16 protein-coding genes are annotated in these 15,430 nt (G+C 69.4%); 4 read left to right on the top strand and 12 right to left on the bottom strand.

Going from position 1 to position 15,430, the window contains the following annotated elements:
* Positions 1-25: 25 nt before the first annotated feature.
* Entirely contained in the window at positions 26-1,057 is a 1,032-nt protein-coding gene (locus K228_RS0111555) for a hypothetical protein (RefSeq protein WP_025618579.1), read from the bottom strand.
* A 243-nt stretch (positions 1,058-1,300) separates the two neighbouring features.
* On the opposite strand from K228_RS0111555, the gene K228_RS0111550 reads away from it, so the two are divergent.
* The 3 genes from K228_RS0111550 to mshD all read left to right on the top strand — a co-directional run bounded on the left by K228_RS0111550 (position 1,301) and on the right by mshD (position 3,996).
* Positions 1,301-2,020 (top strand): winged helix-turn-helix transcriptional regulator, encoded by a 720-nt coding sequence (locus K228_RS0111550; RefSeq protein ID WP_025618578.1) that lies wholly within the window; start codon positions 1,301-1,303, stop codon positions 2,018-2,020.
* Positions 2,021-2,141: 121 nt separating this feature from the next.
* Entirely contained in the window at positions 2,142-3,047 is a 906-nt protein-coding gene (locus tag K228_RS0111545; protein ID WP_025618577.1) for a polysaccharide deacetylase family protein, read from the top strand.
* 25 nt (positions 3,048-3,072) lie between these two features.
* Complete coding sequence (gene mshD, locus K228_RS0111540; protein ID WP_025618576.1) at positions 3,073-3,996, top strand: mycothiol synthase; 924 nt, start codon at positions 3,073-3,075, stop codon at positions 3,994-3,996.
* A gap of 62 nt (positions 3,997-4,058) precedes the next feature.
* Here the strand turns inward: mshD and K228_RS0111535 are convergent, their stop codons facing one another.
* The 11 genes from K228_RS0111535 to K228_RS0111485 all read right to left on the bottom strand — a co-directional run bounded on the left by K228_RS0111535 (position 4,059) and on the right by K228_RS0111485 (position 13,232).
* The gene (locus K228_RS0111535; RefSeq protein WP_025618575.1) at positions 4,059-4,814 is read right to left on the bottom strand and encodes a winged helix-turn-helix transcriptional regulator; all 756 of its coding nucleotides are present in this window, start codon (positions 4,812-4,814) and stop codon (positions 4,059-4,061) included.
* A gap of 17 nt (positions 4,815-4,831) precedes the next feature.
* Positions 4,832-5,698, bottom strand: a complete 867-nt coding sequence (gene pstB / locus K228_RS0111530; RefSeq protein WP_025618574.1) for a phosphate ABC transporter ATP-binding protein PstB — start codon at positions 5,696-5,698, stop codon at positions 4,832-4,834.
* A gap of 61 nt (positions 5,699-5,759) precedes the next feature.
* Positions 5,760-6,683 (bottom strand): phosphate ABC transporter permease PstA, encoded by a 924-nt coding sequence (gene pstA / locus K228_RS0111525; RefSeq protein ID WP_025618573.1) that lies wholly within the window; start codon positions 6,681-6,683, stop codon positions 5,760-5,762.
* Positions 6,680-7,627: a phosphate ABC transporter permease subunit PstC gene (gene pstC / locus K228_RS0111520; protein WP_025618572.1), complete on the bottom strand. Its 948-nt coding sequence runs from the start codon at positions 7,625-7,627 to the stop codon at positions 6,680-6,682. The genes pstA and pstC overlap by 4 nt, the downstream gene beginning before the upstream one ends.
* A gap of 1 nt (position 7,628) precedes the next feature.
* Positions 7,629-8,579 carry a phosphate ABC transporter substrate-binding protein PstS family protein gene (locus K228_RS0111515; RefSeq protein WP_025618571.1) on the bottom strand — a complete coding sequence of 317 codons (951 nt, stop codon included), beginning with the start codon at positions 8,577-8,579 and terminating at the stop codon, positions 7,629-7,631.
* On the bottom strand, positions 8,576-8,722 hold the full coding sequence (locus tag K228_RS28810) for a hypothetical protein (RefSeq protein ID WP_188116191.1): 147 nt from the start codon (positions 8,720-8,722) through the stop codon (positions 8,576-8,578). The genes K228_RS0111515 and K228_RS28810 overlap by 4 nt, the downstream gene beginning before the upstream one ends.
* A gap of 111 nt (positions 8,723-8,833) precedes the next feature.
* Positions 8,834-9,478: a phosphate signaling complex protein PhoU gene (phoU, locus tag K228_RS0111505; protein ID WP_025618570.1), complete on the bottom strand. Its 645-nt coding sequence runs from the start codon at positions 9,476-9,478 to the stop codon at positions 8,834-8,836.
* A 164-nt stretch (positions 9,479-9,642) separates the two neighbouring features.
* Complete coding sequence (locus K228_RS0111500) at positions 9,643-10,530, bottom strand: NUDIX hydrolase (protein WP_025618569.1); 888 nt, start codon at positions 10,528-10,530, stop codon at positions 9,643-9,645.
* Between the two features lie 52 nt (positions 10,531-10,582).
* The gene (locus tag K228_RS0111495) at positions 10,583-11,587 is read right to left on the bottom strand and encodes an inorganic phosphate transporter (protein WP_025618568.1); all 1,005 of its coding nucleotides are present in this window, start codon (positions 11,585-11,587) and stop codon (positions 10,583-10,585) included.
* 3 nt (positions 11,588-11,590) lie between these two features.
* Positions 11,591-12,217 carry a DUF47 domain-containing protein gene (locus tag K228_RS0111490; protein WP_018254656.1) on the bottom strand — a complete coding sequence of 209 codons (627 nt, stop codon included), beginning with the start codon at positions 12,215-12,217 and terminating at the stop codon, positions 11,591-11,593.
* 508 nt (positions 12,218-12,725) lie between these two features.
* Positions 12,726-13,232 carry a DUF402 domain-containing protein gene (locus tag K228_RS0111485; protein ID WP_025618567.1) on the bottom strand — a complete coding sequence of 169 codons (507 nt, stop codon included), beginning with the start codon at positions 13,230-13,232 and terminating at the stop codon, positions 12,726-12,728.
* 137 nt (positions 13,233-13,369) lie between these two features.
* Here K228_RS0111485 and K228_RS0111480 point away from each other — a divergent pair, with 137 nt between their 5' ends.
* Entirely contained in the window at positions 13,370-15,421 is a 2,052-nt protein-coding gene (locus K228_RS0111480) for an ATP-dependent DNA helicase (protein ID WP_029723495.1), read from the top strand.
* The last annotated feature ends 9 nt before the right edge of the window (positions 15,422-15,430 follow it).

Genomic DNA, 15,430 nt, shown 5'->3' with positions numbered 1-15,430 from the left:
CCCGGGCCCATGACGCTCCGACCGCTCAGAGGACCAGCTTGCACAGGACGTACGCGGCGGGTGCGGCGAGAGCGAAGCCGGTGAGCGGGCCTTGGATGTGCTGGATCGCCCACCCGGGGGTCGGCTCGCCGGCCATTTCCCGACCCGCCTCCGCAAACCCAACGGCGAGGTCGGCCAGGACGGCGACGACCGCCGCGACCAGTCCCATGATCGCAGCCCGGGTCGGGGTGAACGGGGTGACGAGGTAGCTGCCCAGGAACGCGCTGACCATGGTGCCGATCATGGCGCCGCCGACCACGCCGACCGCGCCCCGCGGCACCTGGGGGGCCAGCCGGGGCCAGGCGACAAACGCGTCGGTGATCCGGGCTACGGCGAGCGCGACCCCGGCCGCGGCCAGGCAGACCGTGATGACCTGGGTGCCCATCGGGATCCGGGTGAGCACGATCATGGTGGGGAAGGCGACGGACCCGGCCACTATGAGCATAGTGCCCCGCAGCGACTCGAGGACCTGTGCCCGGTCGGCCCGCCGGACGAACTGCCCCACGACCGCAGCGACCAGGCCGACCAGCAGGACCTGCACCAGCGGCATCAGCCGGGCCGGATCGCTACGGACGGCGACGGTGTCGGCGGCGATCGCGGCGACGGCACCCACCCCCGCAACCGTCATCAGCGCCGGTGGGCGGAACGCCATCGTCCAGGTCAGCACCGAGAGCGCCTGGACGCCGAGGATGACGGCGGTGAAAGGTAGCCGGTGCCCGGGGCCGCTGGTCTGCGCCGCCAGCACCAGCCCCATCCCGAGCAGCGCCGCGAAGCCGGCGACGGCCAGCGCGAGTGATCGGCGCACCTCGACCGACGGGACGTCCTCGGCGTCCTGGTCAGAGCCGTCGCCGGGGTCGCCCGCAGGCCGGCGGCTCGGCTCCCCGTCCCGCCGGGCTCGACGTGGGCCGCCGCGCTCCGGCCGCCCGTCGTCGCCCCCGGCCCGCGGTGCGGGCGGACCGCTGGACGGCTGTTCGGGCCAGGGCTCACGGCCGGTCTCGGGCCTGCTGGAGGGAAGCACCCACCGATCGTGCCAGACCGCACGGCGCCGCGGGCGGCACGGTTTCGGTGACGTTAAAACCTACCCCCCAGTCATGGATGTAACAGACAAAACGGATTTGCGCTGAAGGTTGACGCAGGGCAATCGGTTAGGCTCACCCTGTTTACCCGCCCGTCAGTGACGCCGGGACCACGCAGTACCCCCAGCGCCCTCAGTGCGGAGCGTGCGCTGGTCACGCGCGGCCACCGCGCCGCCGGGACGGAGGTGATCGTGGAGATCCTGCTTCTGGTGACGGCACGCGCAGGTGAACCATCCGCTGTGCTGCCAGCGCTCGACCTACTACCCCACTCGGTCCGCACCGCCCCACGCGACGTACGCACCCTGGTCGCCGGCCCCAGTCCGGACGTGGTCGTGATCGACGCCCGCTCCGAGCTGAGCGAGGCCCGGGACACCTGCCGCATGCTGCACGCCACGGGACTTAACGCGCCCCTGCTTGCGGTCGTCACCGAGGCCGGGCTGATCGCACTGAACGCCGACTGGGGCGTTGACGATGTAATCCTCGCCTCAGCCGGCCCGGCCGAGGTCGAGGCTCGGTTACGCTTAGCGATCGGCCGATTGGCAGCCACGACCATGGGGGCCGACAGCTCGATCCGGGCCGGCGAGTTGACCATCGATCCGGACACCTACGCGGCCAAGCTGAAGGGTCGCCCTCTCGACCTGACCTACAAGGAGTTCGAACTGCTCAAGTTCCTGGCGCAGCATCCGGGGCGGGTCTTCACCCGGGACCAACTGCTGCGCGAGGTGTGGGGCTACGACTACTTCGGCGGGACCCGCACCGTGGACGTGCATGTCCGACGACTGCGCGCCAAGCTCGGCTCCGAGTACGAGTCGATGATCGGCACCGTCCGTCAGGTCGGCTACAAGTTCGTTGTACCGCCCGCCCGGGCGCTACCGGAGTCGGAGCCCGCCCCGGTCTCCGTTTAATCCACTAATACCTATTTGCCCGATTATTACCGATAATCGGGACTATCCTCATGTTCTAGAACCGCTACCGGTAAGTACGGGGGTACATACGGTGCAGACGAAAGGCGGCGATCCCACCCGATTGAGCGGGCTGAGGCAGCTCACCCCAGCCACCCGCTTTCTCGCCATCGCGGCCGTGGTCGTGATCGCGTTGCTCGGCTCCGCGTTCGCAATCGGGCGTGGTATCGCGCCGACGGGGGCCCCGGTCACCGGCAGCGCCACCACGCCGAATCCCACCGACCAGCCAGCTGCCTCCGAAACCCCATCCCCCGACGACCCCGCGACCGCGGCGGGGCGCGACGGCGGCACGGCGGCGAACCCGGAGTCGACCGCGGTTGACGAGAGCTCCCCGGCCGCCCCAGAGCCGACCCCGAGTAGCGACTACTACGACGAAGGTGCCCTGCGCACCACCGGAACCTCGACCGTGACCCTGACCTTCGACGACGGGCCAGACCCCCAGTACACCCCGCAGATCCTCAGCTCCCTGCGGGAATACGGTGTCACCGCCACCTTCTGTGTGACCGGCCAGAACGCCAGCGCCTACCCGGAGTTGGTCCAAGCGATCGTGGCCGACGGGCACACCCTGTGCAACCACACCTGGGACCACGACATCGCCCTCGGCTCCCGGTCTCCGGACGAGATCCGGGCGGACCTGACCCGGACCAGCAACGCGATCCACGCCGCCGTCCCCGACGCCCCCATCACGTACTACCGCCAGCCGGGCGGCGCCTGGACCTACTCGGTCGTGTCGGCCGCCCAGGAGCTGGGATTGACCCCGCTGCACTGGACGATCGACCCGCGAGACTGGGAGTCACCGGGCGTCGATCCCATCACGGCGACCGTGCTTGGCGGCGTGCAACCCGGTTCGATCGTGCTGCTGCACGACGCGGGCGGGCCTCGGCAGGACACGGTGGACGCGCTCAACCAGATCCTGCCGGAGCTCACCGCCCGCTTCCCGGTCGCGGCGCTGCCACCCAACGTGACCTGACCGGTGGGCGGGCTACCGTGATCCGATGAACAGCACCGAACCCGACAGCGACCGGGTGACCCGAACCGATCGGCTCAGTCCGCCGGAGATCGCCGACGTGCTGGCACTCGCCCGAGCCGCGGGAGACGCCGACGGCGCGGACCCGTTCGACGAGCACACCCTGCTCCGGCTCCGGGACCCGCAGGCACCCGCCCACCACCTCACCGCCCGCACCGCAACCGGCACCTTGACCGGGTACGCGCACCTGGACATCACCGACCCGACCGCCGGCACCGGGGTGGAGTTGGCGGTCCACCCCGCGTACCGCCGTCGGGGAACCGGACGAGCCCTGGCCCGAGGCGTACGCGCGGCCGTCACCGGCCCGCTCCGCGCCTGGGCACACGGCGACCACCCCTCTGCCGCCGCGCTCGCCGTGGACCTCGACTACCGGCGTACACGGGTGCTCTGGCAACTCCGCCGACCGCTCACCGCCCCGATCCCGGAGCCGCCCCTGCCCGACGGGGTGACGCTGCGCGCGTACCGGCCCGGAGCCGACGACGACGCCTGGCTGGCACTCAACGCCAAGGCCTTCGCCGACCACCCGGAACAGGGCCGATGGACCGCCGCCGACCTGCGGGCACGCCGCGACGAGCCATGGTTCGACGCGGCCGGCTTCCTTCTCGCCGTCGACCCGACGGGAAAGCTACTCGGCTTCCACTGGACCAAGATCCACGAACGGCCCGGCTCCGCCCGAATCGGTGAGGTCTACGTGCTGGGTGTTGACCCGGCCGCTCACGGCGGAGGGCTCGGCAAAGCGCTCACCGCGGCCGGGCTGGCATACCTACGGGACCGGCGGGGCCTGGACCGGGTGATGCTCTACGTGGACGAGTCCAACACCGCGGCAGTGGCCCTCTACGAGCGAATCGGCTTCGCCCGATGGTCAGCGCACGTCAACTACCAACTGGGCTGACGGGCCGCGGCGCGGGGTCCTCAGCGCGGGGGGTGGCCGCCGTCGCGGCCTCCCCGCGGGCCTCACCGCGGAGTCGTCGCGGACGGCTCCGTCTGCTCCGGCGGGGTGAAGCGGTAGCCCAGGCCGCGCACCGTGATGATGAGCGGCTGCTGTTCCCCCTCCGCCTCCAACCGCTTGCGGAGCCGCTTGATGTGCACCGTGAGAGTGTTCGAACTCTCCCCGGTCGACCCGTCCCACACCGCCGACAACAGCTGCTCCCGGCTGACCGTCCGGTCGGCATGCGTCATGAAGAAGTACAGGAGCCGGAACTCCTTCAACGGCAGTGACACCGGACGGCCGTGCAGCGTCACCTCGTAGGTGGCCGGTTCCATCCGGAGACCGCCCAACTCGACCGGCGGATCCAGACTGCCGGCGGTCTCCGGCCGGATCCCACGCAGGATCGGCACCATCTCGTCCACCCGGTACGGCCGCCGGACGCAGGCCGTGGCGCCGGCCCGGAGCGCCCCGACGACCACCGACCCGTCGTCATCCCCCACCCCGACCAGGGTGGGGATGCCGGCCTGCCCGACCAGCAGCCGGACCAACTCGGTGCTGGCCATGGTGGTGAGCCCAGCCGACACGACAGCCGCGTCCGGTTGCAGGGCACCAGCGGCCAGCAGCGCCTCGGCGGCGTGCGGGAAGTGCCGCCCGTGCACCCGGAGGGTGGATAACTCCGTCACCAACTCTGCGCCGGCAACCTTGTCGTCATCCACCACAAAAAGTAGAAAGCGCCCCTCCGCTCGGTAGTCACCCTTGGTGTTCTCGACGACGTTGTTCATCGACACCAGCCGCTGGATCAGCCGAAGCGGCCGGTGATGTAGTCTTCCGTGCGCTTGTCCGCTGGGTTGGTGAAGAGCTTGCCGGTCTGGCTGAACTCGACCAGTCGACCGTGCCGCTCCTGCTGCTCGTCCACCTCGGCGGTGAAGAAGGCCGTGTAATGGCTTACCCGAGCCGCCTGCTGCATGTTGTGGGTGACGATGACGATCGTGTAGTCATTCGACAGCTCCGACATCAGGTCCTCGATCTTCGCCGTGGCGATCGGGTCGAGTGCCGAGCAGGGCTCGTCCATGAGGATGATCTCGGGCCGGACGGCGATCGTCCGGGCGATGCAGAGCCGCTGCTGCTGACCGCCGGAGAGGGCCAGACCGCTGGTCTTGAGCTTGTCCTTGACCTCGTCCCAGAGGGCGGCGTCGCGCAGTGCCTTCTCCACCAGGTCATCCATGCTGGAGACCTTCATGCCCGTCACCCGCGGCCCGTAGGCCACATTGTCGTAGATCGACTTGGGGAACGGGTTCGGCTTCTGGAAGACCATGCCGATCCGGCGCCGAACCTCGATCGGGTCAACATCCTTGGCGTACAGGTCCTGGCCGTGGTACGTCACCGCCCCGGAGACGCGGGCTCCGGGGATGAGGTCGTTCATCCGGTTCAACGACCGCAGGATGGTCGACTTGCCACACCCAGAAGGGCCGATCATTGCCGTGATCTGCTTCTCCTGGATCGGCATCGACGTGTCGCGTACGGCCTCGTAGGCGCCGTAGTACACGCTGACGCCGGAGAGCTCCATCACCGGGTCCGCCGCGTCAGACTTGGGGGCTCCGGTCGCTTGGGTGCCAACGCCGGCAATGCTGACGCCGGGCCGGTTGGTGGTGTCGGTGGGGTTCACGGTGCTCACCTCTGGATGGGGTGGGTGGGACGGTGGAGCCGGTGATCCGTCATCGGACTGCTCACCAGCGCTTCTCGAACCGGTTACGAACGAAAATCGCGATCGAGTTCATCGCGAGCACAATCGCCAGCAGTAGGACGATGGCACCGGCAGCGAGCTCCGTGTACTCCGACTGCGAGCGGGTGATGAAGGTGTAGATCTGGATCGGCAGTGCGGTGTACCCGCTGTCCAGCCCATCCGGGTTGAAGGTGATGAAGGTGACCGCACCGAGGACGATCAGTGGGGCGGCCTCCCCGATCGCACGGGACAGGGCCAGGATCGACCCGGTGGCGATCCCCGGGACCGCCGACGGCAGCACCTGCCGCGACACGGTCTGCCACTTGGTCGCACCGAGGGCGTAGGAGGCGTGCCGGATCGACTGCGGCACCGCCCGGATGGCCTCCCGGGTGGCGATGATGACCACCGGCAGGACCAGCAGTGACAACACGATCGCCGCGGTGATGACCGTGAACCCGAGGCCGAGCGCCCGGGCGATGATCCCCAGGCCGAGAATACCGAAGATGATCGATGGCACGCCGGCGAGGTTCTGGATGTTGAGTTCCAGCAGCCGGTTGTACCAGCGGGTGTTGTCCGCGTACTCCTCCAGGTAGATCGCGGACAGGATGCCGATCGGCAGGCAGATCAGCGCGACCAGCGAAATGATCCAAAGCGTGCCGACCAGCGCGGACTGCACGCCAGCACCATCCAACCGGCTCACCAGACCGGTGGGCATCTCGGTCCACAGCCGGGAGTCCAGCCGGTTCCAGCCCTTGACGAGCACCCAGGTCAGCAGGGCGGCGAGTACGCCGAAGGCGATTAGCAGGCAGGCCTGCATCGCCAGCCGGAACGCGACCTCACCCGGCCGGCTACGGCGCTGGGTCAGCGCGTTACCCGACGCGGACGAATCCGGTCGGGTCTCGGTGGTGGTGGTGGGGGGGGTGCTCACTCGTAGACCTCCCGGAAGCGACGGACCATCCGGATCGACACCGCGTTCAGCGCGAAGGTGATGAGGAACAGCAGCGCACCGACAGCGAAGACCGAGTCGTAGTCGAGCGACCCGACCGGGATGTCGCCCGAGGAGATGTTGGCGATGAAGGCGGTCATGGTCGCCGCCCCCTCCAGCGGATTGAGGACAATCCGGTCAGAGGTGAGGCCGCCCGCGATCGTAACGATCATGGTTTCCCCCACCGCGCGGGAGATACCCAGGACCACCGCGGCGACGATGCCGGACATCGCCGCCGGCACCACCACCCGGGTGGACACCTGCATCTTCGTGGAGGCCAGCGCGTACGCGCCCTCGCGCAGGCTGCGCGGAACGGCGGCCATCGAGTCCTCGGAGATGCTGGCGATGGTCGGCACGATCATGATGCCCATCGCGATACCCGCGATGAGCAGGTTCTGGAAGGCCGGTCCGTTGTCGGTCGGCCACCACTTCTGCAGCAGCGGGTTGAGCGCGAAGAGCGCGACGAAGCCGTACACGACCGTCGGCACACCGGCGAGCAGTTCGATGATCGGCTTGAGTACCTTGCGGGTACGCGGGTTGGCGTACTCCGAGAGGTAGATCGCCGAGCCCAGGCCGAGCGGAACGGCGATGGTCAGCGCGACGCCGGTCACCGTCAACGTGGCGGCGACGAGGGGCAGGACGCCGTAGGCCTTCTGCGCGAAGGTCGGCGTCCAGCTCGTACCGGTGACGAACTCAACGATGCTGACCTGCTGGAAGAACCCGATCGTTGGCTGTACCAGCGCGATGACGATCCCGATCGTGGTGGCGACCGAGACCAACGCGGCAGCGACGAGCAGGACCTTTACGGTGCTGTCAACGGGGCGACGCCGGCCCCCCCGCAGGGCGCTGCCTGCGGCGGAACCGGCGTTCGAGGTGCTGGTGGACACGTCAGGCCGCAGCCTTCAGGGCGTCGAACTCAGCCTGGAGGACGCTCTTCTGCTCCTCGGTGAGCGGGACGTACTTCGCCTCCAGGACGATGTCGTCGATCCGCTCGATGTAGAAGTTGACGAAGTCCGCGACCTGCTCCTTCTTGACACCGGCGTCGCTGACGTAGACGAACAGCGGCCGGGAGAGCGGCTGGTAGGTGTTCTCCTGCGCGGTCTTCAGGCTCGGCTCGACGCAGCCGGCGCCACCGTCAACCTTGAGCGCCTTGAGCTTGTCCGCGTTCTCCTCGAAGTAGGTGAAGCCGAAGTAGCCCAGGCCACCCTTGGTGCCGGCGACGCCCTGCACGACGACGTTGTCGTTCTCCGACGCGGTGTAGTCGGTGCGGCTGGCGCCCTCCTCACCATTGATCTCGTCGGTGAAGTAGTCGAAGGTGCCGGAGTCGGTACCCGGGCCGAAGAGCTTCAGCGGCTCGTCCGGGAAGCTGGGGTCGACCTGGTTCCAGTTGGCAACCTTGGAGTTCGGCTCCCAGATCGCCTTGAGCTGGTCAACCGTGAGGCAGTCGGCCCAGTCGTTGTCCTTGCTGACGACCACCGTGAGGGCGTCGTTGGCGACGACCAGCTCCTTGTACTGGATCCCGGCCGCCTCGCAGGCCTCGATCTCCGACTCCTTGATCGGACGGGAGGCATCCGAGATGTCGGTCTCCCCCTTGCAGAACCGCTCGAAGCCGCCGCCGGTGCCGGAGGTGCCGACGGAGACGTTGACGCCGCTCTGGACCTCCCGGTAGAAGGTGGCCGCGGCCTCACTCAGCGGAGCGACCGTGCTGGAGCCGTTGACCTTGACCTCACCCGAAAGCTCGCCATCGGCGCCTTCGTTGTTGCTGCTGCAGCCGGTAAGCGCGAGCGCGGCGAGCGCGGTGCCGGCGAGGACGCGCCGCGAAAGCACGTTGCGGTTCACCAGAAAGCCTCTCTATCGGGGTGTGCCAGCCCGTCCGGGCCGTACGAGAAGTCAAGGTAGAAGGCCCAGGTAGCCGCGCGACCGGCGCTAAGTGAACGAAAAGTGAACTCCACGACGAAGATCGTGACCGGGAACATCAGCATTGTGACTTTCAGACCCTTGGCTCCCCAGATGTCCCCTGTCGCGGGCCCCGAAATCCTGGTCGCGGCCAGCGCCCCGCCCGGCTGCGTGCGACCGGCGCTGACCCCGACCGCCTAGAGCCGAATCGTGCCGGTGACCAGGTAGACAACCTGACGCGCCACGTTGACCGCATGGTCGGCGTACCGCTCGTAGTAGCGGCCGACCAGGGCAAGGTCGATGGCGCTCTCCACCCCGTACTGCCAGCTGGCCAACAGGAGCGACAACAGACGCGACTGGGCGGTGTCGACCTCGTCGTCGTCGAGCCCGATCTGCATGGCGGTCAGCGGATCACGGGTGGCGAGCACGGTCGAGGCCTTCTCCGCGATCCGCGCCGCCGCCTCGGCCATCTCCGTCACCACGGCTGCCGCCGGCGGCGGGACGACCATGACCGGGTACCGCATCTGCACGACCTTGGCAATGTGAACGGCGAGGTCGCCCATCCGCTCGAGGTCGGCCGCGATCCGGATGGCGCAGAGCACCAGGCGCAGGTCCGAGGCGACCGGCTGCTGCCGGGCGAGCAGCTCCGGAACGGCCGCCTCGATGTCCCAGCGAAGCTGATCGAGGACCGCGTCGTTCCGAATGACCTGCTCGGCTGCCTCCCGGTCCACGTCCAGCAGCGCCGTGCCCGCACCCCGGATCGCCGCCGCGGCCTCCCGGCTCATCACCGCCAGGGCGCCAGTCAACCGATCAAGCTGCTCGTCGTAGCCGCTCCGGACCATCGCGCCTCCACCTGCTCGCCTCGCGGCTCCGCCGTCGTCCCGAGGGCGGGTACGCCGTTGGCGAACCACGAGTCAGCCACATCGCATAGACAGCAACCTACCGGCTGCGGCCCGGATCAGCCGAATTCAGCACCGGTGCTGGGACGGAGACCCTGACCGGCCAGTCAGCGCAGGAGAAACCGGGGCGGCCCGGCGCCGGAGTCCTCCAGCCGCGGCAGCACCGGGCTCGCCGAATCGCGGGTCGCCGCGGTGGCGATGACACCGGCCAGGTCCTGGCAGGCTGCCACCTGCCCGAGCGTGACCAGGGTGGGCGGAAGCATGGTCAGCTCCCCGGTGGCGCAGGCGTCGGCCGGGGAGATCCAGAGCGTGCGGTCCGCCTCACCGGAGACATCCCGGGTACGCTGCCCCACCGGTAGCCGGGCGACGAAGAAGTATGTATCGAACCGACGCGGCTCGAACTCGGGTGTGATCCACCGGCTCCACGGCAGCAGCAGATCCGACCGGAGGGTGAGCCCTCGCTGGGCAAGCAGGTCAGCGAAGCCCACCTCCCGCCGTTCCAGGGCTACCCGGACCGCCTCCCAGTCACCGCCGGACACGTCACCGACGACCGTGTCGGCGTCGGGGCCGGCGAGCAGGACCCCGGCCTCCTCGAACACCTCCCGCGCGGCGGCGCAGACAACCGCCTGCGCCGCCGTCGGAGCCAGCCCCAGCCGGGTTCCCCACTGGTCCGGGCTCGGTCCGGCCCAGTCGACGTGGGCCGTCGAATCCGATGGGTCCACGCCGCCACCGGGGAAGGCGTACACGCCGCCGAAGGCCATCGCCGCGACCCGGCGGATCAGGTACGCCTCGAAGCCGTCCCGATCGGCAGGCGGGGCGGCGGGCCCTTGGGGCTGGTCCACCCCGCTGTCCACGGCGGCATCTTCGGTCGGGCGAAGCAGCAGTACGGTGGCCGCCACCCGGGGCACCGCCGGGGTGCCCCCCTGCTCGCGGAACCGGCGGGCGTGCTCCACCAGCGCCGATGGGGCAGGGAAACCATCGCCGTCGCTCGTCATGGAGCGAGCCTAGATCCCGTCCGGCGGAACGCCCAGTGCCCCTGCCCGCACCTCAGCTGAACAACGGACGAACCAGGAAGTACGTCAGGGCACCGATGCTGCCGGCCGCCGGGAAGGTGAGAATCCAGGCACCCACGATGTTGCCGGCGACCCCCCAACGAACAGCGGAGAGCCGCTTGGTGGCGCCGACACCCATGATCGCCGAGGTGATCGTGTGGGTGGTAGAGATCGGCGCGCCCAGCACCAGCGCGTTGAAGTAGAGCACCGAGCTGGCCACGGTCTCGGCGGCGAAGCCCTCCGGCGGCCGTAGATCGATAATCTTCCGGCCCAGGGTGCGGATGATCCGCCACCCACCGGCGTACGTGCCAGCGGCGAGCACCGCCGCAGAGGTCCAGAAGGCCCACTCCGGGATGTGCGTCGGACTGTCCTGGAAGCCACCGACGAAGAGGGCGAGCACCACGATGCCGATCGTCTTCGCCGCGTCCTGCATGCCGTGGCCGACCGACATGGCCGCGGCCGAGGCACTCTGGGCCCAACGGAAGCCCCGGTTGAGCTTGCCCGGGTGCCCCCGCCGGAAGATCCATTGCACCGCGACCATCACGATGTAGCCGAGCAGGAGACCGACCATCGGCGACAGGACCATCGGAATGATGACCTTCTGGCCGATGCCGGTCCACAGCACCGCGCCGGACGCCGCCACGGTGGCACCGACCAGGCCCCCGATCAGGGCATGCGACGAGGATGACGGCAGGCCGAAGTACCAGGTGACGATGTTCCAGACGATGGCACCGACCACACCGGCGAAGACGATCGCCAGGCTGGCCGTCCCGGTGGGCAGATCCACCAGGCCGCTGCCGACGGTCTTGGCGACCTCCGCGCCGAAGTGCGCGCCGATGAAGTTGCCGATCGCCGCCATAGCCAGGGCGACCCGGGGGGTCAGCGCCCGGGTGGAGATGCTGGTCGCGATCGCGTTGGCGGCGTCGTGGAATCCGTTCGTGTAGTCGAAGACCAACGCAACTGCGATCACCGCCAGCACGGCGATGAGTTCAGGGGTCACGGATCAGGACTCCTTGACCGCGATTGTCTCGACTGTGTTCGCCACGTGCTCGAAGGCGTCGCAGGCGGCCTCGAGCTCGTCGGCGACCTCCTTCATCTTCAATACCGTCAACGCGTCGTACTCGCCGGAGAAGAGCCGGACCAGCAGCATCCGGTACGCCTGGTCGCCGTCGTTCTCCAGCCGGTTGCACTCGATCCAGTAGTCCTCAAGGTCCCGCATCGACTTCAGTCGAGGCATCGCCTCCGCGGTCAGCCTCGCCTGCTGGTCCAAGACGTTGACCAGCTCATGCATCTCCCGCGGCAGCGACGGCAGCTCGGTCAGGCCGTACAGGTAGAGCAGGTTTCCGACCGCCTCCAGGTGATCCATGACGTCGTCAAGCAGCGAGCCGAGCCGGTAGATGTCCTCCCGGTCAAACGGCGTGACGAAGGTGGAGTTGATCTTCTTGTACAGCTCGTGGGTGATCTGGTCGCTGTCGTGCTCCACCTCGGTGAGCCGCTCGCTGACCGACTGCACCACAACGCCAGGCAGGGCCAGCTCGTTGAGAAGTTCGGTGCCCCGCACCAAGTTTTGCGCGGCCCTGGTGAAGAGCTCGTAGAAGGCACCCTCGTTCGGGCGGAAGGAAAACTTCACAGGACGGACCTCGTCGTGTCGGTGGGGGGTGGCAGCCACCTCGCGGGGTGACCTGAGTGGGAATGCTAGGTGCCGCCGAAACGCCGAGTGAACCGGCCCACCACTAGCCTACCCCCGTTCACGTTCGGTTAACTGTCTGTTCACCTTTATCGGTTCCGGGCCTCCGTTCCGGCCCGGGGCGACGAGCCGACAAGCGGATACCCCACACATCCGATGCCGAACATGCCCCACGACCCCATGACCCCACGGCGACCCCACGAGAGCATGGACATGCGGTGATGCGCGGCATGGACATGCGGTTATGCACGCTGCAGAGCTGCACTCACGGGTGGGGCGGCGATATACCTCACACTGTCCCCGGCTCCGGGCCGCGACCACCCGAAGCAGCTGCCCGCCCGGCCCCGGCCCCCGGCCGCCCGGCCAAACCGAGAAACATGTATCCATCCTCGCGAGAGTGGCCCGACGAGCTGGTCGGTGGAGCGAGGGGCCACCGCTTCAGCCAGCCCGTTCAGACGACCAGGGCCAGCCACTTTCGGTACGACGTAGCGAACGGCTCGGTGCCATCGCCCAACGCAGTGAACAGCCAGTGGGCTGCGGCGTGCGCCTCGGAAACCACCTCGTCCGGGTAGCCGAACCGCTTGCGGTGCTCGGCGAACTCATCCTCGTCCAGCAACTCCACCAGACCGGAGCCACGCCGACGTACCACGTCAAGGTCCAAGTCGAAGAGGTGCACGGTGTCGTCGTTCTCCCAGCGGGCCGGACTGGCGATGTCGCAGTAGACCTCGCTGGTCCGCGGCGGCGGGTTGAACATGCCGGTCCACCACGCGTGATGTGGCACCAGGAGCACGAACGGGATCTGCTCGACGGAGGGACGGCCGTGGTAGACCGAAGGGGTGCCGACCGGCACGCCGAGCCAGACGCCGAGGTCGTCCTCGGCGAGCCGGCGGGCCGGATAGTCGCGGTGGGCGCTGCCGTCGTACTTGCGGTAGATCACGCGGACCACGTCGCTCGGCATGACTGGCACCCTAGCCGATTCGGTGGATCCGACGTAGCAGGGAGATAACCGGACGCCACCGGTAAGTTGTCAGACCGTGACGACGCCGCGCTGGCGGCCGAGCGCCAGCTGTCGGCGCCGACCGGTACCGTCGCACGGTGACCCCGCCCCGCACCGCCACCGATTCGGCCAGCCCAAAGTCCCGAACTGGCAGCCGGCGCTCCAGCGGTGGGGTGACCGGAGCCGACCTGCTCGCTGCGGCGGTCAACGCGGTCCCCGGAGGCGCGGCACGTCCGGGTCAGCAGGAGATGACAACGGCGATTGAGGCCGCCGTAACCGCCCGCGAGCATCTGCTGGTGCAGGCCGGCACCGGCACCGGCAAATCCCTGGCCTACCTGGCGCCCGCGCTCACCGTCGACGGCCCGGTGGTGGTCTCCACCGCCACCCTCGCGCTCCAGGCCCAACTGGTCGACCACGATCTCCCCCGGCTGGCCGACGCGGTGGAGCCGCTGCTCGGTCGGCGGCCCACCTTCGCGGTGCTCAAGGGACGGCACCACTACCTCTGCCTCGCCCGGCTCGACAACGCCACCGAGGCGGAGCCGGGCGACACCCTCTTCGATGCGCCGAGGCCAAGCGGCACGACGTGGCTCGGTGAGGCCGGGCGCCTCGGCCGGCAGGTCCAGCGGCTCCGCGACTGGGCCGAGAAGACCGACACCGGCGACCGGGACGAGCTTGATCCCGGCGTTGACGAGCAGGCCTGGCGCCTGGTGTCCATGCCGGCTCGCGAATGTGTCGGTGCGGCCCGTTGTCCATTCGGCGCCGAGTGCTTCGCCGACGCCTCCCGGGCCCGCGCCCGCGAGGCCGACGTCGTGGTGACCAACCACAGCCTGCTCGCGGTGGACATGCTCGCCGGGCGACACATCGTTCCGCCACACCAGCTGCTTATCGTGGACGAGGCGCACGAGTTGGCCGATCGGGTCTCCTCCGCCGCGCAGGCCGAGCTGGTGCCGGAGTCAATCGACCGGTCCACCCGTCAGGCCCGCCCACTACTCCGCCCGGAGACGGCCGAGGCACTCACCGCGGCGGGTGACGCCCTGGCCGTCGGGCTCGCCGAGGCACCCGCAGGTCGGATCACCACCGGGCTGCCGACCCCACTGCGGGAGGCGTGCACGCTGCTCGACGCCGCCACCCGCGCCGCGCTCGACGCGATCGGTGAGATCAAGGCCGACGACCCGGACCCGGTCCGCAAACAGCAGGCCAAGGCGGTGCTCGACGAGCTGTCCGGCACCGCGCAGCGGCTGCTGGAGGAGGCCGACCACGATGTGGCCTGGGTGGAGCGCAACGACGCCACCGGGCGGCGGGCGCTCGTGGTCGCCCCGCTCTCGGTGGCCGGGACCCTCGCCACCCACCTCTACGACGAACGCACCGTCGTCGCCACCTCAGCCACCCTAACCCTGGGGGGCCGCTTCGACACCGTTGCCCGCGCTCTGGGCCTGGAGGTTCCGGCTGCCACGACCGAGGCGCCTGTCACCTCCGGCCCGGACTGGCAGTCACTCGACGTCGGCTCTCCGTTCGACTATGCCCGACAGGGGATCCTCTACGTCGCCGCGCACCTACCCCGGCCCAGCGCCTCCGGTCTGCCCGATGCAGCCGGCGCAGAGCTACTCGAGCTGGTGGAGGCGCTCGGCGGACGGACGCTCGGGCTCTTCTCGTCCCGCCGGGCCGCGCAGCAGGCGGCGGAGCTGCTCCGGGAACGCACCGACCTGCCCGTGCTACTCCAGGGCGAGCAGGCACTGCCACTGCTGGTCCGCCGATTCCGCGAAGAACAGGCGAGCTGCCTGTTCGGGGTGATGTCGCTCTGGCAGGGGGTGGATGTGCCGGGCGACGCCTGTCAGCTGGTGGTCGTTGACCGGCTGCCCTTCCCACGACCGGATGAGCCGCTCGCCGCCGCCCGTGCCGCCGCCGTCGATGCCGACGGGGGATCGGGTTTTGCCGCGGTCAGCGTGCCGATCGCGGCCGTCCGACTGGCCCAGGGCGTAGGCCGGCTGATCCGCGCCACCGGCGACCGAGGGGTGGTCGCGGTGCTCGACTCCCGGCTGGAGACCGCCCGGGGATACGGCCCCTTCCTCCGCCGGTCGCTTCCGCCGTTTTGGTACACGACCCGCCGGGACGTGGCGCGCGGCGCCCTCGAACGCCTCGCCAAGGCGTGACCGGGTAAC

This window comes from Salinispora cortesiana, from assembly GCF_000484695.1.
Taxonomy (GTDB): domain Bacteria; phylum Actinomycetota; class Actinomycetes; order Mycobacteriales; family Micromonosporaceae; genus Micromonospora; species Micromonospora cortesiana.
The sequence above is the reverse complement of the archived record's forward strand: the minus strand, read 5'-3'. Positions and strand labels throughout refer to the sequence as shown.

What these genes read in the sequence shown, in the direction of transcription:
- K228_RS0111485 (WP_025618567.1), bottom strand. Translation starts at nt 13,232, where the DNA reads ATGCCGAGCGACGTGGTCCGCGTGATCTACCGCAAGTACGACGGCAGC.
- phoU (WP_025618570.1), bottom strand. Translation starts at nt 9,478, where the DNA reads ATGGTCCGGAGCGGCTACGACGAGCAGCTTGATCGGTTGACTGGCGCC.
- mshD (WP_025618576.1), top strand. Translation starts at nt 3,073, where the DNA reads ATGAACAGCACCGAACCCGACAGCGACCGGGTGACCCGAACCGATCGG.
- K228_RS0111500 (WP_025618569.1), bottom strand. Translation starts at nt 10,530, where the DNA reads ATGACGAGCGACGGCGATGGTTTCCCTGCCCCATCGGCGCTGGTGGAG.
- K228_RS0111535 (WP_025618575.1), bottom strand. Translation starts at nt 4,814, where the DNA reads ATGAACAACGTCGTCGAGAACACCAAGGGTGACTACCGAGCGGAGGGG.
- K228_RS28810 (WP_188116191.1), bottom strand. Translation starts at nt 8,722, where the DNA reads ATGCTGATGTTCCCGGTCACGATCTTCGTCGTGGAGTTCACTTTTCGT.